The organism is Dactylosporangium sp. NPDC005555, from assembly GCF_040605635.1.
In the GTDB taxonomy this organism is placed as follows: Bacteria; Actinomycetota; Actinomycetes; order Mycobacteriales; family Micromonosporaceae; genus Dactylosporangium.
Map to the genome: position 1 here is coordinate 155,321 of NZ_JBEXDG010000016.1, position 23,542 is coordinate 178,862.

A 23,542-nucleotide genomic window follows, 5' to 3' on the forward strand; every position below is an offset into this window, starting at 1 on the left:
CTTGTTCGCGCCTTTTCCTTATTCGCGGCTGAACTCGAAGCGGTCGGCGGGATACGCCTTGTCCCCGACCACCAGGACTGGCACCCCGTCGCCGAGGCCGTATTCCTTCTTCTCCTGCGGGGTGGGCATGCGGGCCCACACGATCTCGCCCTCGTGCAGCCAGACCCGCTCACGCTGGACGGCCGCCCGGATGCGGCTGCGGTAACCCCGCTTGCTCTCCACGAGCCCCTCGCCGCGCAGATACTGCATGGCGTCCCGGATCGTGTCCCGGCCGACGTCATACTCCTCGGCCAGATACTTCTCCGAGGGCAACAGGCTCCCCGGAGCCATCTCACCGCTGATGATCTTCTGCCGTATCGCATCCGCGACCTGCAGATAGAGCGCCAGGCCCGAGCTCCGGGAGATCATGACCGCGACCATATGAATGTCTATCGGCAGCGCCTATTGTGGCCTTATGGCTACTGACCTATAGTATTGCCAGGCGCGGGACCGGGCTGGGCGGTTCGGTTTCGCGCCACCCAAATCAGGGGTGCGGCGCCGTCCCACGACGCTGCGAGCCGCGCGGCGCCGCACCCCACCCCCATCCGCCGCACAGACCGACGGGAGACAGCCATGGACGACGACAACCTCTTCCCCATCGTCACCCTCGACCTCCGCGCCATCCGCACCGTCCTCACCGAAGACGAAGGCGACCTGATCCTCCTGGTCGACGACGGCGACGTGCAGATCGAGTTCGGCTCCGGCCTCTGCGGCACCTGGGAGCAGGCCATCCTCGGCGCGGAACGCGTGGCCACCGCCGCCGCCGAGTACGCCACCGCCCTCCGCGACCTCCGCACCCCCGCCCTCGCCGCCTGACCGCGAAAACCCCATGATCCGGAAGACTTTTGCCGCCAGAGCAGCAAAAAGTCTTCCGGATCACGGGGAAGCGCGGCGGGGGCCACGGTGATGCCACGCGCATGCGTGTGAGCCTGCCGCGCAAGCAGGCAGTGCGCCGCGCAGCGGCGCATTGGGGGTCCGGGGTGAGAATCCCCCGGCGGGACCCGCGCGGAGCGTGGGGCAGCGAGCTATCGCCGAAGGCGACAGGCGGGTAACAGCGGGTAACAGCGGGTAACAGCCTTCAGGCAGCTCTGCGGCGGGCCAGGATCTGCAGGAGGCGGCCGCCGACGACGAGGAGGACGCCGCCGCCGAGCATCAGGGCCACGTTGCTGCCGGTCACCGGGAGGCCACCGCCGGCCTGGCCGCCGTTGCCGCCGGTGCCGCCCGTGCCGCCCGTGCCGCCACCGTCGTGACCGCCGTAACCGTCGTCGTCATCGTCGTCGTCCGGGCCGTAGCCGCCGTCGTCGTCCGGGCCGGTGGTGGCACCGGGGCCGGCGGGGGCATTCGGGGCGGCCGCTGCCGTTTCGAGGGTGCAGATGCCCAGGTCGATGAGGGAGGTCTTGTCGGCGGGGCCCGAGTCGCCATGGCCGTAGCCGCCGGTGGACTTCCAGGTGTTGCGGGAAATCAGTTTGACGCGGACCGAGGCGGCCTTGGCGTAGACGCCGGTGGAGCTGAACTGCTTCTCGACCGTGCCCAGTTCGACCCGCAGGACCACGACCCCGCCCTTGGACGAGGCAGCGGTGCTCTCGGCGGCAGGCGGGGCGGCGGCAGCACCAGAGCCGGTGCCGAGCAGACCGCCGACCGCCGGCAGGCCGGGCAGGCCGCCGAGCAGGCTGTTGAGGTCCGCACCGGGCAGGATCGCCGTGGCGCCGCCGACGACGCCCGAGACCGCGCTGGTGATGCCGGTCAGCAGGTCGAGCAGCGGCAGGCCGCCCAGCAGCGGGAGGTTCTCGGTGCGGGCCAGGTCGGTGGCGGCCTCCAGGCTCCCGGCGTTGAGGGGCACGACCACGTCCACGTGGGAGCCGGCCGAGGAGACCCGGATCGGCGCCTGGCCGGGGACGGTGATCTCGAGGACGGGAGCGGTGTAGTCGACCGTCTTCCTGGTGCCGGCGAGAGCGCGCAGCGTCGGCTGGCTGACGACCCGTACGCCGATCGCGGTGGGCCCGTTGTCGAGGAGCTTGAAGTCGGCGATCCCGCCGGTCGCGGTGGAGACCGCGGCGGGGCGGCCGCCGGCCTCGCCGACGCCGGTGACGGTGGCGCTCTCGACGGCGTTGATGCGCAGCAGGGCGCGCCCGTTGCGGCCCGGCAGGACGGTGATCCCGGCGAGCTTCGCCTCCGAGGCGGCGCGCGGGCCGTCAGCGGTGGTGCAGCGGCGGGCGTTGTTCCACGACGCCTGGGCGCGCAGGCCGCCGGTGCCCAGCCGCAGCGCGCCCAGGTCGACGCCGGCCACGTTCACGACGTCGGGCCCGCTGTGCGTCGGCGGCGCTTCCTGATACGCCCTGGGCCCGAGCACCCCGGCCGGCAGGTCGCCGCTGCTGCGCAGGTAGCGGGCGTCGGCGGCGGCGCGCAGGTCGCCCCCGGCGAGGCCGGAGTGGGTGGTGGCGATACGGAGTTCGGGCAGGACAACGCCGGGCAGGCCGGTGGCGCGCAGGTCGACACGGCCGAGCGCGAGAGTGTTGCTGGCGGCGGTGGCACCGAAGCCCTCTGGGCAGGCCGCGTCGGCCGGTGCCGCCACCGCGGGTGCCGCCAACGCGACCGGGCTCAGCGCCCCGACCAACGCCGTTGCGGCGAGGGCGGCGAAGGTCCGGGCTGTTTTCGGGCGTGCGGAAGCAACAGGAGACGTCATGCTTGAGGTCCTCCGAGACCGGGAGTACGGGGGTAGCTCGCCGGGGGGCGTGCCACTGCTGCCCCCAACGAGCCCTTCTCGGCCGGAGTTACGGCCCTTTTTGCGGGCTCATCCGCACTAGTAACGACGAAGTAGTTGGAATAGCTACGGTATCCCCCAAAAGAGCCAAAATGGACTTTCGGGGGCGATAGCCGCAGGCCATATGGAACTGCCAATGATCCGCGTTACTGTGAGCGCCATGGGCATGCTGTGCGCGGTGAGCTTCAATCGCTACGGGCGGCTGTTCTATTTCGACCCCGGCGAGTTCCGTCCGGGCGTGGGCGACCGGGTGCTGATCCCGACCGACGACGGCCCCGAGGTGGCCGAGTGCGTCTGGGCCGCGCAGTGGGTCAGCGAGGAGACCGAGGGCTTCCCGCGCCTGGTCGCCATGGCAGCGGACGACGACCTGCGCCGCGACGAGCTGCTGCGCAAGCGCAAGGCCGAGGCCAAGGTCGCCGCGAAGAAGCTGATCCGCGATCACGAGCTGCCGATGAAGGTCGTCGCAGTGGACCACGTGCTGGACGGCTCGGGCGGTCAGGGCGCGCGGACCACGATCTATTTCACCGCACCCCATCGGGTGGATTTCCGCTCGCTGGTCCGGGATCTGGGCGCCACGCTGCACTGCCGCGTGGAGCTGCGCCAGCTGTCCGCGCGGGACTCGGCCAGGGTCCAGGGCGGCATCGGCTCGTGCGGGCGCGACCTGTGCTGCGCCACGTTCCTCAACGACTTCGAGCCGGTCACCATCCGGATGGCGAAGGATCAGGACCTGCCGCTCAATCCGTTGCGCATCTCCGGCGCCTGCGGACGGTTGATGTGCTGCCTCAAGTACGAGCATCCCCTGTATCAGCAGTTCCAGGCCACCGCGCCGGCCGTCGGCACCCGCGTGTCCACGCCGACGGGTGAGGGCCGCGTCGTCGGGCACAGCGTGCCGCGCGACTCCGTCACCGTGCGGATGGACGCCGACGGGTCGCGCTGCTCGTGCAGCCGCGCCTCGGTCTGCGGTTCCCGGCAGGCGTACGAAGAACGCTACTGAACCGTCACGGTCACCGAGTGCCAGCCGGTCGCGCCGTCCGGGAACGGCGTCACCCGCTCGGCGGGCTGCACCGCACCCGTCTTGTCGGTGGCCCGGACCTTCAGCAGGTGACTGCCGCGCGTGGCGGCCCAGTCGAGGCGCCACTGCACCCACGTGTCGTTCGTCGGCGACGGCAGCAGCGTGGCAGCCTGCCACGGCCCGTCGTCGGCCTGCACCTCCACGGCGGCGATGCCACGGCCCTGCGCCCACGCGACGCCGGCGACGCGGACCGTACCGGCGGACAACCGGGCGAAGGGCAGTGGCCGGTCGATCCGTGACGCCGTCTTCACCGGCCCGCGGGCGGCCCAGCCGCGCTCCACCCAGTACGCGTCGTACGCGTCGAACGTCGTCAGTTCCAGCTCCGTCACCCACTTGCAGGCGCCCGCGTAGCCGTACAGGCCGGGGGTGAGCATCCGCACGGGGAAACCGTGGTCGAGCGGGAGCGGCTCGCCGTTCATGCCGACGCAGAGCATGGCGTCGCGCCCGTCGAGCACCACGGACAGCGGCGTCCCGATCGTCATGCCTTCCACGGACCGCGCGACGAGCTGATCCGCCTCTGGTGAGGGCCGGACCTCGCGCAGCAGTTCCGCCAGGTGTACGCCCAGCCAGCGGGCCGTCCCCACGTATGGCCCGCCGACCTCGTTGGAGACGCAGTTGAGCGTGATGTCCCGCTCGATCAGCGGCCGGCGCAGCAGGTCGTCGAACGACAGCTCGACCGGCCGCCCGACCATTCCCTTGATCTTGAGCCGCCAGGAGCCGGCATCGACACGGGGCACGGTGAGCGCGGTGTCGACCCGGTAGAAGTCCCGGTTCGCGGTCACGAACCCCTCGTCCAGGCCGCCGGGCAGCGGCGGGGCGGCCGACGCGGGCGCGGGCAGCCTGATCGACTCCCGGGACCGGTCGGCGGCGCTGCGCCCGGCGATGTGCAGGGCGGCGGCCCCTCCACCGGCGGCCGCCGCTCCGCCGGCGATGACCGCGGCGGTGCCGAGGAAGCGACGCCGATCGAGGAGCCGGGCAAACCCGGTGGCGGCGGCGACGGGCGCGGCGGCGGACAGGGTGCGCAGCAGCAGGACCAGTGCACCGGCCGCGACCAGGCCCCCGAGCAGGGACGGCAGGCCGTCGAGCGGTCCGGCGGCGGGCCGGCTGGCGGCGGCGAGCGCGCCGGCCACCCCGAGGACCGCCGCGCCGGCGAGTCCGTAGACCCGCCGGCGCGCTCCGAGCACGCCCACCACCGCGGCGAAGACGATCAGCCCGGCCGCGATGCCGGTCAGCAGCAGCGGCTTGTCGTTGGTGCCGAAGGTGCGGACCGCCCACTCCTTCACCGGGGTCGGGGTGGCGTCGATGATGACGCCCCCGACTCCGACGACCGGTCCCGCGGCGGGGACGACCAGCGCGGCGAACAGTTCACCGGTGGCGATCCCCGCGGCGGCGGCGAGAATGCCCGCGAGGGCGGCTCGAAGCTTCATCGCGAGGATCAGGCCTTCGGCATGAGGACGGTGTCCACGATGTACACGATGGCGTTGGCGGTCTGGACGTTGCCGCAGATGACCATCGAGGCGCCGTTGACGGTGAAGCTGGTGCCGCTGCCGGTCACCGCCAGCTCGGTGCCCTGCAGGGTCTTGTGCGAGCCGGCGAGCTGCGCGGGGGTGAGCTTCTCGGGCACCACGTGGTAGGTGAGGATGCCGGTGAGGGTCTTGTTGTCGGCGAGGACCTTCTGCAGGTCCGCCGCCGGGATCTTCGCGAACGCGGAGTCGGTCGGCGCGAAGACGGTGGCCGCCGGCAGGGTGTTGAGCGAGTCGACGAGGTTGGCCTGCTTGGCCGCGGTGACGAGGGTCTTCAGCACCGGGTTGCCGGCCGCGGCGGTGCCGACGGGCACCTTGGCCATGGCGGTGAAGCTGCCGGCGTTGGCCGGGTCGGTCGGGACCGCGGCACAGCCCGCCCCGAACGGCGCGTCCGACATGGGGGCGGCGCTGCTCGGCGCGGCCATGGTGGTCGCCGCTCCGGTGGTCATCGCCGGAGCGGCCGTGTCCTTGTCGTCGGACGAGGAACCGCAGGCGGCCGTGGCCGACAGGGCGAACACGGCCGCCGCGGCGACGGCGACGAGCTTGAAGGCGCGCATGGTGATATTTCCCTTCGTAAGCGGATGTACACCATGTCTTCGGAGCGCCCCGGGTGTTCGGATTGGTGCGAGTTTCAGGGCAGAGCCCGGACGGGTGACGCGGAGACCGCGCCACCCGTCCACGAACAGGAGCATCAGGCCGGGACGACGCCCCAGGCCAGAGAACCGCCGATGAAGGCCGGCACCGTGGTCGCGTCCGCGAAGGACGTCCCCGCGCCGCGGCTGTAGTCGTTGGTCTCGTTGACCGGCTGCCAGTCGGTGCGGCTGACCCGCAGCTGGACCTCGCCGCTGTTGCCGCCGGGCGCCACGCTGCCACCGGTGAAGGTGACCTCGATGTACGCGTCGGCACCGTTGACCGCCGACGGCAGGTTCACGACCCGGGTCGCGAGGTTGCCGCAGCCGACGACGGCCCAGTCGCACCAGATGGCGTAGCTGCCGCCGTCGCGGGTGAAGTAGTAGCGGACCGCGACGGTGTTCAGCGCGAGCGCCGTGCTGCCGCCGTTGACGACCTGGAGGCCGGGCTTGATCTCCTGGTCGTTGGTCGGGACGCTGTTGTTGCGGTACTGCACCCGCACCACCCCGGTCGGGTTGGCCGCGGTCCTGCCGGTGACCGCCGCGGTCTGTGCGGAGGCGTTGCCGGCCGCGTCCACGGCCCGCACGGTGTAGCTGTACGTGGTGTCGGCCGCGAGGCCACTGTCGACATAGGTCAGCCCGGCGACGGTGCCGACCTTGGTGCCGCCCCGGTAGACGTCGTAGCCCGCGACCGAGCCGCTGTTGTCGGTCGACGCGGTCCACGACAGGGAGACACCGCTGGTCGTGGTGCCGGTGACGGTCAGCCCGCCCGGCACCGTCGGCGGCGTGGTGTCGACCGGCGTGCTCGTCGTGGTGGCGGTGCGGGCGGCCGAGGCCGCGGAGACGTTGCCCGCCCCGTCGAAGGCCCGCACGGTGTAGCTGTAGGTGGTGCTCGGGGTCAGCCCGGTGTCCGTGAAGGACGCCGTGGCCGAGGTGCCGACCTTGGTGGCGCCGCGGTAGATGTCGTATCCGGCGACGGTGCCGCTGTTGTCGGTCGACGCGGTCCAGGTCAGCGAGACGCTGGTGCCGGTGGTCCCGGCGACGGTCAGCCCGGCCGGCACGGTCGGCGCGGTGGTGTCGGCGACCGAGCCGTAGCGGTCGTTGAGGCTCAGACCGTTGGCGCCGAGCTTGACCGTGTGGTCGAGGCCGACGAACTTGTTCTGGTACTGCCACAGCGCCGGCTTCAGCATCGCGTACTTGGCCTCGTCCCAGGTCTTCCAGTCGTCCAGCAGCAGGCCGCCGGTGTCGCCGGAGTTGGGGTTGAGCACCCAGAAGGTCTGGCTGATGCGCTTCTCGATGATGGTGTCGCGCAGGGCGTACATCCACTTGTCCTGACGCGCGTCCTGCCCGAGCCGGCCGCCCCACTCACCGACGAGCAGCGGCGCGGTGTTCTCGGTGTGGATGTACAGCCAGTTCGGCTGCCACACGTCGGTGGTCAGCGACGCCTTGTCGAACGGCTTGGAGAACCACGGCTGCTCGTAGACCAGCGGGCCGTAGTCGTGCGGCGAGTAGACGATGTGGTTGCCCAGGTTCACCGGGTAGTTCTTGACCCCGCGCAGGTTGCCGCCCCACCAGTTGCCGTAGTAGTCGGCCTCGGCGGTGGAGGACCAGTTGGTGCCGTTCTTCGGGAAGATCTCGATGCCCTCGCAGAGGATGAGCATGTTCGGGTTCTTCGCGAGGATCCGGTTGCCGGCGACCTGGCAGGTGTTCTTGAAGTTGTCCTGGTCGGTGGAGTTGTCCCACTTCGCCCGCGGCGACTCCGACCACTTGCCGTGCGGCTCGTTCTTGATGTCGGCCGCGACCAGCGTGTCGTTGGTCTTGTACCGGTCGATCACCCACTCCCACGCCTGGTAGAACAGCTCGGACGTGATCGAGCCCTTCCACCACACCGGGTAGATGTGCCCGGAGTTGTCGGCCTCGGCGGAGTGCACGTCGAGCATCACCTTGATGCCGAACTGCTGGCACAGCGCGAGGAAGGCGTCGAAGACCTGCAGCGTGGTCTTGCCGACCAGCTCGGGGTTGGCGTAGGTGTTGACGCCGCTGGGGACGGCGGCCTGGCCGGCCTTCCACTCCAGCAGCAGCTGGGTCGAGATCGGCACCCGGACGATGTTGATGCCGCGGTCGGCCATCGACCTGGTGATCTCGGTCATGTTGCCGCTCCACAGGCCGTGGAAGACCCGCTCGGTGGCGTTGAAGCCGAACCAGTTGGTGCCGGTCAGCCAGACCTCGTTGCCCTGACTGTCGACGATCTTGTTGCCGGAAGTGTGCAGCCAGTCCGCGGTGTCCGCGGCGGTGGCCGGAGCCGACGAGACGAACGGCGCGAGAGGCACCAGCAGCGCGGCCGCGACGGCGGCCAGCAACCTTCGGTGGAGGCGCATGCGAAGCCCTTTCTAGATGGCGGTCCAGAACCGGGAGCGCTCCCAAGCGGTGGCGGCGCACCTGGGAGCGCTCCCGGTGACGGGTAGCGTAAGCATGTCGACACCGCCGCGAAACAATGGCGAACATCGTTGGCACGCTTGTCCCGTGGCACACCGGGACACCACGCAAGGAGGTCCCGGCATTGACGACAGTCCTTATCGCCGACGACAACAGCGTGGTCAGGGCCGTCGTCCGCGAAATGCTCACCAGTGACCTCACCGTCGTCGCCGAGGCGGCCAACGGCGCCGAGGCCCTCCAGCTCGCCCGGCGGCACCGCCCCGACGTCACGCTGCTGGACCACCGCATGCCGGTCCGCGACGGCCTGTCCGTGGTCGGGGCGATCAGCGCGCACAGCCGGGTCCTGATGCTGACCCGCAGCGCCGACGACCGCACGGTGCTGGACGCGGTGCGTTCCGGCGCGATCGGGTTCCTGGTGCACGGCCAGTTCGGCCCGGCCGAGCTGCTGCACGCGGTCCGCGCGGTGGCCGGCGGCGAGTCGCACCTGTCGCCGAGCGCCGCGCGGGTGCTGGTCTCCGCCGTGCGGCAGACGCCCGCGCGGCACGGCCTGTCGCAGCGCGAGGCGGAGGTGATGGACCTGATCGCCCGCGGACTGTCCAATGGGGACATCGCCGCGACGCTGGTCCTTTCATCGAAGACGGTCGAAAATCACGTGAACCGGGTCTTCGCCAAGCTCGGCGTCACCAGCCGGGCCGGCGCGATCCGGCGCTGGAACACCTGAGTTCCGCGGGGCGGACACCCAAATCCGTTGGGTGCGTCCCGCGCCGTACCTCGAAAAACACCGCGAACGCACCCACCGGGAGTTTCGAGAAGCGTTGCCAATGCGACGTACCCGTGGTGTCGTGACGGCATGCGGGTCCTGGTCATCAGCTCCACCGGCAACAGCCTCGCCGAGCTGCTGCGCCCGTGCGCCGGGGCACTCGAAGTGCGCCCGTTGCTGCACGTGCTCAACGGCGGCCGGATCGACGCCGATCTCGTCGTGCTGCACACCCACGCGCCGATCCGCGAGCTGACCGCGCTCGCCACGCTGCCGCCGCCCCGGCCGCCGGTCCTGGTCGTCGCGTTCGCCGTGGTCCCCGGCGACGTGGTGCCGATGCTGCGGGCCGGCGCGCGCAGCCTACTGGTGGAGGGCCAGTACACGCGGGCGGACCTGCTGGACGCGGCCCGCGCCACCGCCGACGGGCACAGCCGGCTCTCGCCGGTGCCACTGTCCATCGTGGTCGATCACGTGCAGCACCGCACGGCCGACCGGGCGCCGGCGCTGCTGCACCAGCCGCTCACCCGCCGCGAGCACGAGATCATGGAGCTGATCGCGGCCGGCGAGCCCAACGCGGCGATCGCCGTGCGCCTCGACCTGGCCGAGAAGACGGTCCGCAACCGGGTCAGCCAGATCTACCTCAAGCTGCGCGTCAACAACCGCACCGAGGCGATCGTGCAGTGGCTCAGCCGCACCGAACGCCGTTCAGGGTGAAGGCGGTCGGCGCCGGGTTCGCGCCCTGCCAGGTGCCCTGCAGCCCGAAGGTGACGGTCCCGTTCGGCGGCACCTTCGGCGTGACCCCGCCGTCCTCGACCACGACCGCCGCGCCCGACTGCGTCGCGACCGCGCCCCAGTAGCTGGTCAGCTTCTGGCCCGAGCCGTATTCGAAGCGCAGCGACCAGCCGTCCAGCGCCCGGGTGCCGGTGTTGGTGAGCACCACGTCGGCGACGAACCCCGGGTCCCACTCGTTCCGCTTGGAATAGCGCACCCTGCATGCGTTCGCGGCGTCGGTACCGGATACGCCTCCGACGCCAGGAACAGCAGTGGGGCTCGACGGGACACCGGCGGAGCCTTTGGGGGACCTCGTGGTGGCCGGTGCGACGCTCGTCGCCGTCACCGGGGGCGGGACGGACGGCGCGGCGCCCACCGTCTGTCCACTGAGGACCGACGGGGTCGGCACGGCCGGCGCGGCGAGCCCGGGCGGGTCCGCCGACCCGCCGAACGGCAGGATCAGCGCCACCGGCAGGGCGGCCGCGACGGCACCGACGAGCACCCGCAGCCGGCGCGACGGCGGCGCGGCGACCGGCACCGGCTCGGCCGGCACGACCGCGGTGACCCGGCTGCCGCGGCCGGGGCCCGACCACACGGTCAGCGTCCCGCCGCACACCCGGGCCCGCTCGTCCATCCCGACGAGCCCGTGGCTGCCCGCCCGCTGCAGCAGGCTCAGGTCGCCGGGCACGGTGAAGCCGGCGCCGTCGTCGCGGACCTCCAGGGTCACCAGGCCGCCGGACCGGGTCAGCGTCACCGCGACCAGCTCGGCGCGCGCGTGCGCGGCGACGTTGCGCAGCGCCTCCCGCAGGATCCAGCACAGCTCGATGCCGACCTCGGGCGCGGCGTCGACGTCGGCGTTGTGCAGGATGACCCCGACGCCGCTGGTCACCGACCATTCCCGGCCGATCGCGGCGACGACGTCGGACAGCGGCGCGTCGGCCGGGTTGGACCGCAGCTCGTCGATGAGCACGCGGGCGTCGCGGGCCGCGTCGAGGGACCCGTCGCGCAGCGTCGCCGCGAGCCGGCTGGCCCGGTCCGGCTCGGCCAGGGTGCCCGGCAGGGCGGCGGCGCCGAGGGCGATCGCGTCGAGGGTCTTGCTCAGTGAGTCGTGCATCTCGCGGGCGAGCCTGGCGCGCTCCGCGGCCGCGGCGGCGGCCCGCGCCTCGATCCGCATCCGCTCTCCCCGCGCCGCCCACACCCGCCGGACCCGCAGCGCCAGCACCGGCAGCAGCCCGGCGACGGCCACGACCCCGAAGAGCACGGCATCCGTCGCGCCGGCGGCGGTCGTACCGACGCCGAGAGCGACATCAGGGTGCAGCCACCACAGCAGCAGCGCCGCCGGGAGCCAGATCGCCGCGCCCGCCAGGCCGAGCAAGGTGCCGGCGAGCGCGGCGGCGGCCGCCACGGGGAGCACGACGAACACCCCGGGGAGGGCGCCGCTCACCCCGAGCGCGGTCGCCCCCGTGGCGGCGAGGAGTGCGACGGCCGCACGAAGACGCACAGAGTCACGCATGGTGCGACGAGTATCACTCGCAGCGCCTCAGCCCGCCACTGTGTCCACCGGGAGCTGGCGCTCCAGGTCGCCGGGCGGGACCGGGCCGGAGAAGTAGATGCCCTGCGCCTTCTCGCAGCCCAGCAGCGTCAGCTCGCGCGCCTGCGCCTCGCCCTCGACGCCCTCGGCGACCGTGTCCAGGTGCAGCATCTGACCGAGCCGCAGCACCGCCTGGGCGACCGCCGAGCCCTTCGACGTGCCGTCGAGCTCCGCGACGAAGCAGCTGTCGAGCTTGAGCGCGTCGACCGGCAGCCGGGTCAGGTAGCGCAGCGACGAGTAGCCGGTGCCGAAGTCGTCCAGCGCGATGCGGATTCCGGCCGTGCTCAGCGCCTCCAGCTGCGCGATCGGGTCGGCCTCGCCGACGACCGCGCTCTCGGGCACCTCCAGCACCAGATGCCCGGCGAAGAACCCGGTCCGGTCCAGGATCTCCAGCACCTCACCGGTGAAGCCCTGGTTGTCCAGCTGCCGCGGCGAGATGTTGACGTTGAGCTGCAGCGACGGCACCCGCCGCTGCCACCGCTTGGCCTGGGCGCAGGCCTGCTCCAGGACCCAGCGGCCGAGCTCCTCGATCGCCTCGGTGCGCTCGGCGAGCGGCACGAACGTCTCCGGCGCGAGCATCCCGCGCACCGGGTGCTCCCACCGCACCAGCGCCTCGACGCCGGCGACCTCGCGGGTGGGCAGGGCGACGATCGGCTGGAACAGCAGGCGCAGTTGCCCGCCGGCGATCGCGGCGGGCAGCTCCTGCTCCAGCGACAGCTCGGCCTCGTCGGCGAGGCCGCCGTCCCAGCACTGCCAGCGGGTGCCGCCGGTGCGCCGCTTCGCCTGGTGCATGGCAAGGTCGGCGCGGTGCAGCAGCTCGTCGGTGGTGCACTCGCCGGGCCCGGCGATCGCGATGCCGACGCTCGCCGACGCGCGCAGGCGCTGCCCGCCGAAGGCGATCGGCTGCTCGGTGGCGGCCGCGATCCGCCTGGCGACGGCGACGGCGTGGTCGACCTTGCCGATGTCGTGCAGCACCACCGCGAACTCGTCGCCGCCGAGCCGGCCGACCAGGTCACCGCCGAGCACGCCGCGGCGCATCATCTCGCCGAACTCGACCAGCAGCCGGTCCCCCGCCTCGTGCCCGAGGGCATCGTTGACCTGCTTGAGTCCGTCCATGTCGAGCAGCAGCACGGCGGTGCTGTGGCCCGAGCGCCGGCCGTGCGCGAGGGCCCGCCCCAGGACCTCGTGGACGCGGGAGCGGTTGGCCAGCCCGGTGAGCCCGTCGGTGACCGCCATCTCGCGGCTCTCCTGCTGGACCAGCACCTGCCGCAGCACGACCAGCCCGGTGATGCCGAAGGCGCCGACGACGAGCCCCGACCACGGGTACGCCTGCTCCTGCCGCACCGCCGCCACGATCAGCACCGCGTAGCCGACGCCGATCGCCACGTACGGCAGCATCCTGGTCCTGCTGGTCCTGCCGTCCCGCGGCCTGGTGTTGTCGGCGGCACGGCGGCTCGCCCGGCGGTTCTGCTCGACCGCGGCGACCGCCAGCAGGAAGTATGCCGTGCACCAGCAGACGAACTGCCACGCGGTGCGCTCCACCTGGTCGGCGTGGGCCTGCGTGTACCCCAGGTAGCCGTCGCCGATCGTGTACACGAACATCCCGGCGGCCACGATGCCCAGCGGTCGCCGCGACGCCGGATCGGCCCCGCGCAGGAACACCTTGGCGAGCCCGAACAGCAACGCGAGGTCAGCGGCGGGATAGGCGGCCGCGGCGACCACCGTCCCGACCGACGCCCCCTTCGCCACGATGTACGGCCCGACGACGAAGTACCACATCGTCATGGCCGCACCCGCGAGCACCGTCGCCGCGTCGAGGACATGCCTGCGGCGCTCGTTCCGGGTGGCGGCGTGCAGCGGGAAGGCCTGCACCGCGACCAGCAGCATCAGCACGAACGCCAGATGCGCCACATCCCCGGCCGCCGGGAACGGCTCCGGCCCCGTGACGGTGAAGATGACCGGCACACCGAGCGCCAGCCCGTACCCGAACGCCATGAACCGCCAGGCACGCCGGGTCCGCCCGTCAAGCCACCCGTGCCGGGCCGCTACCGCGGCACAGACCAGCCCGACGGCGCCGAACAGCAGGCTGCCGACCCCCGCCGCCGCGTCGACCGGCACGCCCCCGGTCCAGATCGCGACGAGAACGCCGCCCAGCGTGAGCCCGTACAGCCCGCCGAGCCCCCAGAGCACGGCGGTCCACCGCCTCGCCCGCCGGTCCTCTCCCACCATCGTCCATTCGGCGGCGGACCTGACCAGCTGAGCGGAACCCTCACCTCGTCGACGCACAGCGGCACTCCCCCGGCCGTTCGGAGGCGTCCCCTCGCCTTCACCCGCCGAGCGATTCACTCGTAATGAACAGGTCAACGGTTCGATTCCGTCAGGCGGCTCTGGCAACAACGCCCTGACCAGGGGTTCCCTGGTCAGGGCGTTTGCGTTGGCCGGGTCGGGTTTTGCACCGCCCCCGGAAACCGGTTGCGGGGGTCAGGTTCATACGTGTCCGGCTGTGGGCGCCCGCCAGGTTCGCCCGCCGACCGGTGTCAGGCTGCCTGCTGGATGCCGCCGTGCCGCAGGGGATGCGGTTGGCCGGCCATGTCCGCGCGGTGACCTTGTGTCTGCCAGCAGCGCGCACCGATGAGTATTTCGCGCGGCGCCCGTCTGTACGTATGAGATCGACTTACGAGAGAGGCTGGCATGATGCGGAAACTGACCTTCGGCATGAATGTGACCCTGGACGGTTACATCGCCGCGCCCGGCGGCGACCTCGGCTGGAGTGGCGATGAGGGACGGGACTTGCCGCCGAGCGACGAGCTGTTCCAGTGGTGGTCCGACCGGGTGGGAGCGACGGGCCTGGCGCTGTATGGGCGCAAGCTGTGGGAGGCGATGAGTTCCCCCTGGGCGACCGCCGACCAGCAGCCCGGCGCCACACAGGCGGTAATCGAGTACGCCCGCCGCTGGCGGGACATGCCGAAGGTGGTGTTCTCCTCGACGATCAGCACGGTCGACTGGAACACCCGCCTGGTCACCGGCGACGCGGTCACCGAGATCACCCGGCTCAAGACAGAGGACGCCGGCCCGATGGACATCGGCGGCGCGACGCTCGCCGGGGCGGCCATGCGGGCCGGGCTGATCGACGAGTACCTGCTGGTCACCGTGCCGGTCCTGGTGGGCGGCGGCACGCCGTTCTTCACCGCGCTGGACAGCTGGGTGAAGCTGAACCTCGTGGAGACGCGGACATTTCCCGGCGGCGTCGTGCTGACCCGATACGAGACGAGGCGATGAGCACGGGCCAGTTGCCCGGTTCGTGAGGCCGGGTCGAAATCCTTCCTGACGTTCTTCGGGCATCAAGATGCCCCGCCGGCAACGCCGGCGGGGCGGTGGTGTTCGCGTTGTCGCGTTTGGTGTTCAGCTGGTCGGGGTGCTCATTCCGCGGTGACTTCGGTGACGCCGGCCCGTGCCGCTGGACTCGTCGACGACGGGGACCTGTCTGATCACAGTGTCGGGGGCAGGTCCAGCCATGGTTTGCCGGTGGCGTCGAATCCGGTGAGCTCGGCGATCTTCCCGTCGACGATGTGCAGGACCGCGATGCTGAACAGCCGGTACTCCGGGTCGTCAGGGGCGCGGAGGTACAGCGCGGCGGCGGGCATGCGGTTGACCGCCGTGGCGATACAGCGCCAGTCGTCGTAGCCGGGCTGGAAGAGCCCACCGGAGACCCAGCCGTCCACCGCGTCCTTGGCCGTGATGACCGAGGTGCCCGCCTCGGGCAGCATCACGAAGCGCAGGTCGTCGCGCAGCAGGGACATCAGCCCGTCGAGGTCGTTGCGCTCATGGGCGTCGATGTATGACTTCACCACGCCGCGCTCGTCATTCGACAGCTCGTGGGCGGCGGGGCTCCGCCAGTCGAGGCGGCGGTCGGGCAGCTGCTCGCGCATCGTCACGCGCGCCCGCTGCAGCGCGCTGGTCACCGATGCGGTGGTCAGATCGAGGGCGTCGGCGGCCTTCGACGTCGGCCAGCCGACGACGTCGCGCAGGATGAACACCGCCCGCTGCCGCGGCGGCAGGTGCTGGACGGCGACGATGAACGCCAGCTCGATCGTCTCCCGCGCCACCACCGATTCCTGCGGGTCCTCGGGGAGCATCCGGTCGGGGTACGGCTGCAGGTACAGCACCTCGGAGCTGGAGTCCGACAGCCCGGACGGTACGGGTGTGCGGTCATTGCGCTTCTCCAGGAAGTCAAGGCAGACGTTCGTCGCGATCCGGTACAGCCAGGTCCGCAGCGCAGCGTGGCCCCTGAACGACTCCCGCTTGTTCCACGCTCGCAGGAACGTCTCCTGCGTCATGTCCTGGGCGTCCTCGTAGTTCGCAAGCATCCGGTAGCAGTGCACCTGCAGCTCACGCCGGTGGCGCTCCGTGATGAGCGCGAACCGCGCCGTATCGCCTGAGCGAACCACCGCGATGAACGTGGCCTCGTCAGCGCCCAGCGGTCTAGCGTCGGTCATGGTCAGCAATCCTTCCACCGGCGCGAGGTGGCTACCAGAACCGACGACGTGGCGGAAGAATTCTGTTCGGTGAACTTCGCGGCAACCGGCGAGTGGGCCGGATCAAGACACCGCCCGACCCCGCAACCCAGACACCGGGACCACTTCAACGTGCGAAATCAGGCAGGACGCATGCCGGATGAGAGCCACACCATGCGGGCCGGACCGCCGGTCCGCTGTCTACTGTGGACCTGCGTTCGGCGGCGCCAGCCGGGCCTCCAGATGGCGGCCCGGGACCGGGCGTTGCGGGCGTCGGTCTTCAGGTCCACCCGGGCCACCTGCCACACCTCGAACGCGTGCCGGAAGAGCAACAGTTTCGGCGCCCTCCAGCACCGGACCGTCCAGTCGAAATGCCATGCGCGCGGGTTCCCTTCGTGGCGTCGCCGGTCGATCGTGACCGGCAGCCGGTTCGCGCTGATGCTCGCATCCCCGGCGACGGCGACGGCCGTGGACCAGGAGCCAGCCGGGGATTGGCCACCCCCGTTGGTGAACCGTTGGCCAATGCCCGGCTGGAGTCTGGGAGGGGCGCGCCGGCGAGCCGGCGCGCCCCGTCAGGGGTGTCAGGATTCGACGTTGACGATCTCGCGGCCGGTGTTGGCGTAGGCGTAGTAGTAGTTGGGGCTGCGGACCGACAGTTCGCCGAGTGCGTAGGCCACGCCGAGCTGGAACGGGGCCGGGGACGCCGTCACGGGGATCTTCACCTTCTGGGCCACGCCGGTGCAGGTGGTGTCGGCGGTGTGGTTGCTGCCGCCGGTGGTGATGCTGCCGACGGTCTGGGTGACGCTGGCGTTGGCGGAGAAGGTCCAGCCGGCGGGGCAGGTGACGGTCAGGGTCACGATGGTCGCGGCCCCGTTGGCCTTCAGCTTCGCCTGCTTGACGATCTTCACGGTCGGGGCGCCCGGGGACTCCGACTGGAGGTTGACGGCGGCGCCGGCCGGGACGGCGAACGCGAGGACACCGCCGATCGCGAGGGCCGCGACGCCGAGCTTGGACCTGGTGACGTTCATGGTGTTTCCTCCCCGTTGGGTGATGGTGCGGACTCTTCGCCGTGGGAGGGACCCGCGATGCCCACGAGGACACCGAGGAGCAGCGGGACGACCGCCAGCTCCCACAGGAAGTCAAAGGCGCTGTGCAGCGCGAGCGCGGCGATGGCGGCGACCGCCCCGGCCCACAGCGGTGAGGAATCGCGCCGGCGCGCGAAGACGAACAGGGCGGCGCCGAGGGACAGCAGCAGCACCAGGCCGACCGCGCCCAGGTCGACCAGCCATTGCAGGTATTCGTTGTGCACCCACCGGCTCACGACCATCTGGCCGGTGTGGTCGGTCCAGAAGAACCGCCCCTGCCCGGGGCCGCTGCCGATCCAGGGATGCGCGGCGACCAGGTCCAGCGCCGAGGACGTCGCCCCGGAGCGCCCCCGGGAGGCGAAGGTCGCCCGCCTGGCCAGCACGGCATCCCAGCCCGGAAACAGCAGCCACCCCGCGAGGAGGAGGGCCGACCCGGCCAGGACGACGTAGACCAGCCGCAGCCGGGGCAGCAGGACGGCCACGGCGCCGCCGAGCAGCAGGCCGCCGAGGGCGAGCAGCGGCTGCGGTGCGGCCGCGACCGGGAACGACGGGACCAGCGCGGCCAAGGCGACCAGCGCACCGGCGGCAGCCGGCACCGCGTGACGGAGCACGGGTCGCATACCAGCGGCCGCCGCAAGGACGAGCAACCCCGCGGCGAAGGCGAGCGCCCCCGCTCGGCTCAGCGTCGCGGCGAGCCCCACCTGCGTGAGATAGGCCGCGCAGGGCCGCCACCAGATGGTGGGACCCTCCAGGACCAGCGCGAGGGCCAGCAGCGCGGTGACCGCGAGGACCGCGGCGGCGGCGTTGGAGTAGGTGAGGGTGGAGGAGGCGCGCCACAGCGTCGACTCGACCAGCACGGACCAGCGCTCGAGGCGCCACGCGACACCTGCCCAGCCGGTGACGGCCACCAGCGTGCCGAGCCCGACCAGGCCGGACGTGATCCAGCGCCGGGCGGCGGGGCCGGTGATGCGCACCATCGCGACGGCCGCGACCAGGGTTGCGAGGCTCGCCGTGATGGCCGCCGCGACCGGCAGACCGCCGCTCGTCACGCCCCGCAGCAGCGCCCAGGCGGCGACCGCGCCGGCGGTGCCGAGGATCGGGCCGAGCCCTTTGAGCAGGTCGCGTCTGGTGTGCAGCGCGAGCCCGAACGCCACCGCGACCAGCGCGGTCACGAGCAGCCTGCCCGGCGGATAGAAGCCGCCCTGGGCGACGACGCCGGCGGTCGCCGCGGCGATCAGAACGATGTGGAAAGCGACCGGATCCTGTTTTTGGACAAGCGTTACCACCAGCACCACCCTCCCCGTCAGGGTGCCCTTGCCGGTTGACTGTATCGATGTCCGCAACGATCCGCAGACCTCAATCCGATACAACCTTTTCCGTGGTACGTGACGTTCGCGCGCCGGAAAGAGCAGTCAGCAACGTGGAAAGCCGCCGGAACGGGTGCCCTCGCCGTGGGCAGGACCGAGGGCGACCGTCCGCACGACCGGCACGTCGCGCAGGAGGACGTCGAAGGACATCAAACCTTTTCGATCCAGAACTGGATCGACCTCGGCGGCAGCGTGAGCGTCAGGACAGGGCCCGTCCTGTCTCCGAGGCCGCTGTTGTACTGCGAAGGCGTGTACTGCTGCCCGTGGAACGCCCGGGTCGAACCGGTGTCCACGGAGTAGGTGACGGATGCCGTGCCCCGGTTGGTGAACGCGAAGACCAGCTTCCCCTGCGGCGTCTTCCACGCCATGATGCGCTGGTCGGCGCGGACCGTGCCCTCGTCGACGTGGTGGCGCACCGAGTTCCACGGCAGGTACTGCACGAAGCCGGCGACGGCGTGCCAGTTCTGCCGGTTGTAGTCCCAGTGCCCCTTGGCGATCTGCGCGTTCCTGGTGAAGTCGTTGTCGTCGTACGGGCGCCAGAAGCCGAGCGAGTATCCCGCCGCCTCCGAGTTGTACGTGGGTTTGAGCGCGTGCAGCCAGAACCAGGTCGGCGAGTTCTGGAACGTCATCCAGTTCATGATGGACTGCGCCGTGTTGATCATCCGCCAGTCGCTGGTGCCGCCGGAGAGATACTCGAACTCGTTGTTGTAGACCACTTTCCCGGCCGCGTTGCCGGTGAACGCGCCGGCGGTCAGCTGCTCGTTGCTGTCGGCGCCGATCCGGTGCCAGCTCCAGCCGTCCACATAGGACAGCGCGGTGGCGTCGGCGCGGATGAGGGCGCCGCCGCGGCCGTTCTGCCCGGCGTTGGAGTCGGCGTGGATGTGCATGCCGGGCCAGCGCGCCTTGATCTTCCCGGCGGCGGCCTTGAACGCGGCGTAGTACTGCTCGTTGGAGTAACCGCACGCCGAGTACGCCAGGTTGGTCAGGTGCGGCTCGTTCTGCAGGCCCCACATCTTCACCGGGATGCCGTTGGCCTCCAGGTATTCGATGTCGCGCACGAGCGCGTCGCCGAACTGGTCGAGCGCCGCCGGGGTGGTCGGGGCGAGCGTGCCGCCGATGTAGCTGTTCGTGGACTTCCAGGCGGGCGCCGGCGACCAGTACTCGGCGGCGACGCCCTCGATCGCGGACTGCTGGATCAGCTCGCGGATCTCGGCCATCTGCTCGGGCCAGCGGCCGACGATGTTCTTCCGGTCGGCGGTGAGGCCGCGCAGGTACAGGCCGAGCGCCAGCCTGCAGTAGCGGAATCCCCGGTCGGGGCGCACCTTCAGCATGTCCCGGTAGAGCCGGGTGCGCTCCTCGGCGACGAGGTCGTGCGGGACCGAGGTGGTCGCCTCGGGCAGGCCGTTGTTGCCGGAGCCGATCGAGTCGAACTGCAGCTCGACGCCGAGCCCCCAGATCGTCTGCCGGGGCTGGTCGTGCCGGATGACGTAGTCGGCGGCGGCGGCGCTTGCGGGCGCCGTGCGGGCCGAGGCGCCGAGGACGGCCCCGGCGCCGGCCGACGCGGCCAGGCCGAGGGTGGATCGACGGGTGAGTGCCATGGCGGTGGAACTCCTTATCTGTGAAGTGGTGGAAGGCCCAGTGCGGCGCGTGGGGCGGACCGCAGCAGGCTTGCCGCTTGGACGGCGGACGCGCCGCCGTCGAGCACGATCTCGGTCGCCGTGAGCAGCGCGGCGGCGGGTGAGACCACATAGGACACCGTGGCGGCGACGTCCTCGGGGGTGCCGAGGCGGCCGAGGTGCGCCTCGCGCTGGCGGGTCTCGTCGTCGGGGTCGCTCAGTCGTGCGGTGGTCGCCGGTGTACGAATCCAGCCCGGCGAGACGGTCACGGCCCGGATCCCGTGCGCGGCGTAGTCCACGGCGAGCTGCCGGGTGAACGCCGCCAGCCCGGCCTTCGCGGCGGCGTACGCGGGCAACCCGGGCGCGACCGTGTGGCCGAGCACCGATCCGATGGTGACGATCGCGCCTTCGCCGGCGGCCATCATCCCGGGCAGCACCTGACGGGCGCACAGGAACGCGGAGGTGAGGTTGGCGTCGATGATCCGGTGCCAATCGGCCGGTCCGGTGCGGTGGACCGGCGCCCCCTCGGTGATGCCCGCGCAGGTGACGAGCACGCCGACGGTCCCGATCGCGCCGAAGGCCCGCTCGACCTCATCGGGGTCGGTGAGGTCGGCCTCCTGCCGGTCGATGCCCACGACGTCGTGGCCGTCCGCCTGCAACCGAGCGGCCACGGCCGACCCGATGCCGCCGGCTGCCCCCGTTACGACCGTTCTCATGCTCTGAACACCTCGTATTTCGCGACGAGCGACTCGTCGAGCTGGACGCCGAGACCGGGCCCCGCCGGCACGAGCAAGGCACCGTCCACAAGAGACGGTTTCTCGACCGGGAGGTCGTCGCGCAGCGGGTTGGGCAGCCGGTTGTACTCGTAGATCGGCACGTTGGGGGTGGCCGCGGCGAACTGCAGCGCCGCGGCGAGCCCGACCGCCGAGCCGACCCCGTGCGGGGACACGGTGACGTGGAAGGCCGCGCACAGCGCCGCGATCCGCCGCGCCTCGGTGATCCCGCCGGCCCTGGCGAGGTTCGGCATGACCACGTCGACGGCGCGGGCGAGCAGGAAGTCGCGGTAGCCGTACCGGATGAACTCGCTCTCGCCGGTGACGACGGGGATTCTGACGGCGGCGCGGACCTCGGCGAGCCCGGCGACGTCGTCCGTGGCCAGGGGCTCCTCCAGCCAGCGCACGCCGAGACCGTCGAGGGCGTGGCCGAGCCGGATCGCGGTTTTCACGTCGTACGCGCAGTTGAGGTCGACGTGCAGCGCGGCCCTCCCGGCGAGCGCGTCGACGACCGCCGCCGCGTGCGCGAGGTCGGTGGCCTCGCCGCGGCCGAGCTTGAGTTTCATCGCGTGGAAGCCCTGCTCCAGGAAGGCGAGGGCGCGCTCCGCCGACTCCTGCACCGCCGGCAGGAACGGGATCGGGCTGGCGTAGACCGGCACCGATTCCCGGACCGGGCCGCCGAGCAGCCGGTGGACCGGCTGCCCGGCGGCCTTGCCGCGCAGGTCCCACAGGGCGAGGTCGACCCCGCTGATCGCCTCGAGGTAGAACCCGCCGGTCCGGCCGGCGCCGGCCTGCGCGCCGAACATGAGCTCCCACAACGCCTCCGACGCCCCCGCGTCGCGCCCGACGAGCATCGGAGCCAGCAGCTTGCCGACGATCGTCGCCGTCACCCGCGGCTCGGGCAGGCCGTAGCACTCGCCGATCCCTTCCAGGCCGTCGGTGGTCCGGATCCGCACCAGGGTGGTGTACTGGCCGAGGCGCGGCAGGACCCGATGACTCGAAGCGGGGGTCGTGAGCCAGTCCGGCACCGTGTCGTACAACTCGGCGAACGGCGCGGCGAGTGCGATGGCCTCGACGGAGGCGATGGTGAGACTCATTTGATGAGCGCGTTCATCCGGTCACGGGCCGACATGAGGGCGTCCTTCGGGGGTTTCTTGCCGATGAGGATCGCCTGGACCTCTTCGGCGAGGATCTTCTCCATCTGCGAGAACTGCGGGTAGATCCAGAACGGGCTGGCGCTGGAGTTGACGCCGATCCGGTCGGTGAAGTCGGTGGCGAACTTGTCGTTCTTCACCTCGGCGGCGGCCTGGCCGGCGGTGGTGGTCGGCGGGAGGCCGGCCTTGGTGAACCACGGGATCGAGTAGCCGGTGTCGCTGGTGATCGTCTTGGCGAAGTTCGCGGCGGCGGCCGCGCCGGCGCCGTTGACCACCACGACGATCTGCCCCCAGGCGAGGTGTCGCGGCTTGTCGACGGCTTTGACGACCGGCCGCGCGACGGGGACCATCTTGGCGGCGAGGTCCTTGTCGGGTGAGGATTTGGTGACGGCGGCGCGGCCGCCGATGGCGTCCTCGTAGAAGGCGGTCTTGCCCTGCGACATGAGCGCGCGGGCGTCGACGCGGTTGACGTCGGGCGCGATGAGCTTCTGGTCGTAGAGCTTCTTGTACCAGGTGAGCGCCTCGACGCTCGGATCGTCGCCGATCACGATCTTGCCGGCGTCGTCGACGATCGGGGAGCCGAACTCCCACAGCCACGGGATGATGTCCTTGAGCTGGTCGACCTTCGTCATCGCGGCCCAGGGCACGATCCCTTGTCCTTTGACGGCGGTCAGGGCGGCTTCGAACTCGGCGATCGTCTTCGGCGGGCTGGTGACGCCGGCCTTGGTGAGCAGTTCGGTGTTGCTGATCAGGCCGATGCCGGCGGTGGTCCACGGCAGGCCGTACTGCACGCCCTTGGACTGCCCGAGCGCCAGGGGTGCGGGCGCGTAGTCGAGCCCGGCGGCGACGCTCTTGAGGTCCAGGAGCTTGCCGGTGGCGGCGAGGGTGGCCAGCCAGGCGACGTCGAGCTGCACCGCTCCGGTCAGCTGTCCGCCCTGTACCTGCAGCAGGACCTGGTTGAGGTAGTCGTTGTACGGATACGAAGGAGTGCTGATCTTCGTGCCGGCGTTGGCGGCCGTGTACCTGTCGACGGCGGCCTGCAGCGGCTCCTTGGTGACGGCCTCGTTGTAGGCCCAGCTCGTCAGGGGGAACTCCTTGACGCCGTCGTCCTTCAGTCCGTCGGCGCCGGCGGGGGTCGGGGTGCTGGTGGAGGGGGCGCAGGCGGCGAGGGTGGTGAGCCCTATCAGACCGAGCGCGGATCGGCGGGTCAGTGGCATTGCGGACGGCTCCAGGGGGTGTTTTCAGCCCTTCACGGCGCCGGCGGTGAGACCGGCGACCAGATAGCGCTGGAGGATGGCGAAACCGATGACGACGGGCAGCGAGACCACGAGCGACGCCGCCATCAGCGACGGCCAGGTCGTCTCGAACTCGCCGAGGTAGGTGTTGACCAGGCCGGGCGGGAGGGTTTGTTTGTCGGGTCCGGCGAGGGTGAGGGCGAAGATGAAGTCGTTCCA

19 protein-coding genes and 2 pseudogenes are annotated in these 23,542 nt (G+C 71.4%); 5 read left to right on the plus strand and 16 right to left on the minus strand.

The genetic code is table 11. The annotated features are described in order from the left end of the window. Nucleotides 1–18: 18 nt before the first annotated feature. Nucleotides 19–408, minus strand: coding sequence for a winged helix-turn-helix domain-containing protein (locus tag ABZS58_RS20470; protein ID WP_354783600.1), 390 nt, complete (start codon nt 406–408; stop codon nt 19–21). Between the two features lie 204 nt (nt 409–612). On the opposite strand from ABZS58_RS20470, the gene ABZS58_RS20475 reads away from it, so the two are divergent. Beyond that, the gene (locus ABZS58_RS20475; protein ID WP_354783602.1) at nt 613–855 is read left to right on the plus strand and encodes a hypothetical protein; all 243 of its coding nucleotides are present in this window, start codon (nt 613–615) and stop codon (nt 853–855) included. Between the two features lie 262 nt (nt 856–1,117). On the opposite strand, the gene ABZS58_RS20480 is transcribed toward ABZS58_RS20475, so the two are convergent. Then, nucleotides 1,118–2,722, minus strand: coding sequence for a hypothetical protein (locus ABZS58_RS20480; RefSeq protein WP_354783604.1), 1,605 nt, complete (start codon nt 2,720–2,722; stop codon nt 1,118–1,120). Nucleotides 2,723–2,960: 238 nt separating this feature from the next. On the opposite strand from ABZS58_RS20480, the gene ricT reads away from it, so the two are divergent. Continuing rightward, complete coding sequence (gene ricT, locus ABZS58_RS20485) at nt 2,961–3,794, plus strand: regulatory iron-sulfur-containing complex subunit RicT (protein WP_354783606.1); 834 nt, start codon at nt 2,961–2,963, stop codon at nt 3,792–3,794. Here the strand turns inward: ricT and ABZS58_RS20490 are convergent. The 4 genes and pseudogenes from ABZS58_RS20490 to ABZS58_RS20505 form a co-directional block, all read right to left on the minus strand. Next, nucleotides 3,788–5,299, minus strand: a complete 1,512-nt coding sequence (locus ABZS58_RS20490; RefSeq protein WP_354783608.1) for a molybdopterin-dependent oxidoreductase — start codon at nt 5,297–5,299, stop codon at nt 3,788–3,790. The genes ricT and ABZS58_RS20490 overlap by 7 nt on opposite strands. Before the next feature lie 8 nt (nt 5,300–5,307). Continuing rightward, nucleotides 5,308–5,952: a fasciclin domain-containing protein gene (locus ABZS58_RS20495; protein ID WP_354783610.1), complete on the minus strand. Its 645-nt coding sequence runs from the start codon at nt 5,950–5,952 to the stop codon at nt 5,308–5,310. 134 nt (nt 5,953–6,086) lie between these two features. Beyond that, the gene (locus ABZS58_RS20500) at nt 6,087–6,602 is read right to left on the minus strand and encodes a cellulose binding domain-containing protein (RefSeq protein ID WP_354783666.1); all 516 of its coding nucleotides are present in this window, start codon (nt 6,600–6,602) and stop codon (nt 6,087–6,089) included. Then, nucleotides 6,576–8,402, minus strand: a pseudogene (locus ABZS58_RS20505) (cellulase family glycosylhydrolase); the annotation flags it as partial. The gene ABZS58_RS20500 and the pseudogene ABZS58_RS20505, both read right to left, overlap by 27 nt. Nucleotides 8,403–8,584: 182 nt before the next feature. Between ABZS58_RS20505 and ABZS58_RS20510 the strand changes: the two are divergent. Both ABZS58_RS20510 and ABZS58_RS20515 read left to right on the plus strand, forming a co-directional pair. Beyond that, complete coding sequence (locus ABZS58_RS20510; RefSeq protein WP_354783612.1) at nt 8,585–9,181, plus strand: response regulator transcription factor; 597 nt, start codon at nt 8,585–8,587, stop codon at nt 9,179–9,181. A gap of 129 nt (nt 9,182–9,310) precedes the next feature. After that, complete coding sequence (locus ABZS58_RS20515; protein ID WP_354783614.1) at nt 9,311–9,931, plus strand: LuxR C-terminal-related transcriptional regulator; 621 nt, start codon at nt 9,311–9,313, stop codon at nt 9,929–9,931. Here the strand turns inward: ABZS58_RS20515 and ABZS58_RS20520 are convergent. Next, nucleotides 9,903–11,489 (minus strand): cellulose binding domain-containing protein, encoded by a 1,587-nt coding sequence (locus ABZS58_RS20520; RefSeq protein WP_354783616.1) that lies wholly within the window; start codon nt 11,487–11,489, stop codon nt 9,903–9,905. The genes ABZS58_RS20515 and ABZS58_RS20520 overlap by 29 nt on opposite strands. A gap of 39 nt (nt 11,490–11,528) precedes the next feature. Next, entirely contained in the window at nt 11,529–13,865 is a 2,337-nt protein-coding gene (locus ABZS58_RS20525; protein WP_354783618.1) for a bifunctional diguanylate cyclase/phosphodiesterase, read from the minus strand. Nucleotides 13,866–14,270: 405 nt separating this feature from the next. Between ABZS58_RS20525 and ABZS58_RS20530 the strand changes: the two genes are divergently transcribed. After that, a complete protein-coding gene (locus tag ABZS58_RS20530) occupies nt 14,271–14,858 on the plus strand; it encodes a dihydrofolate reductase family protein (protein WP_354783620.1) in 588 nt (195 codons plus the stop codon). Nucleotides 14,859–15,067: 209 nt separating this feature from the next. Here the strand turns inward: ABZS58_RS20530 and ABZS58_RS20535 are convergent, their stop codons facing one another. The 8 genes and pseudogenes from ABZS58_RS20535 to ABZS58_RS20570 all read right to left on the minus strand — a co-directional run. Beyond that, nucleotides 15,068–16,075 carry an RNA polymerase subunit sigma-70 gene (locus tag ABZS58_RS20535; protein ID WP_354783622.1) on the minus strand — a complete coding sequence of 336 codons (1,008 nt, stop codon included), beginning with the start codon at nt 16,073–16,075 and terminating at the stop codon, nt 15,068–15,070. 599 nt (nt 16,076–16,674) lie between these two features. Then, entirely contained in the window at nt 16,675–17,121 is a 447-nt protein-coding gene (locus ABZS58_RS20540; protein ID WP_354783624.1) for a hypothetical protein, read from the minus strand. Next, nucleotides 17,118–18,464, minus strand: a complete 1,347-nt coding sequence (locus ABZS58_RS20545) for an O-antigen ligase family protein (protein WP_354783625.1) — start codon at nt 18,462–18,464, stop codon at nt 17,118–17,120. Before ABZS58_RS20545 ends, ABZS58_RS20540 begins: the two co-directional genes overlap by 4 nt. Before the next feature lie 230 nt (nt 18,465–18,694). Continuing rightward, nucleotides 18,695–20,143 carry a glycoside hydrolase family 30 beta sandwich domain-containing protein gene (locus ABZS58_RS20550; RefSeq protein WP_354783627.1) on the minus strand — a complete coding sequence of 483 codons (1,449 nt, stop codon included), beginning with the start codon at nt 20,141–20,143 and terminating at the stop codon, nt 18,695–18,697. 14 nt (nt 20,144–20,157) lie between these two features. Further along, on the minus strand, nt 20,158–20,877 hold the full coding sequence (locus ABZS58_RS20555) for an SDR family oxidoreductase (protein WP_354783629.1): 720 nt from the start codon (nt 20,875–20,877) through the stop codon (nt 20,158–20,160). Then, nucleotides 20,874–22,031, minus strand: coding sequence for a mandelate racemase/muconate lactonizing enzyme family protein (locus tag ABZS58_RS20560; RefSeq protein ID WP_354783631.1), 1,158 nt, complete (start codon nt 22,029–22,031; stop codon nt 20,874–20,876). The genes ABZS58_RS20555 and ABZS58_RS20560 overlap by 4 nt, the downstream gene beginning before the upstream one ends. Then, nucleotides 22,028–23,305, minus strand: coding sequence for an extracellular solute-binding protein (locus tag ABZS58_RS20565; RefSeq protein WP_354783633.1), 1,278 nt, complete (start codon nt 23,303–23,305; stop codon nt 22,028–22,030). Before ABZS58_RS20565 ends, ABZS58_RS20560 begins: the two co-directional genes overlap by 4 nt. Nucleotides 23,306–23,329: 24 nt before the next feature. After that, a pseudogene (locus ABZS58_RS20570) lies at nt 23,330–23,542 on the minus strand (carbohydrate ABC transporter permease); the annotation flags it as partial.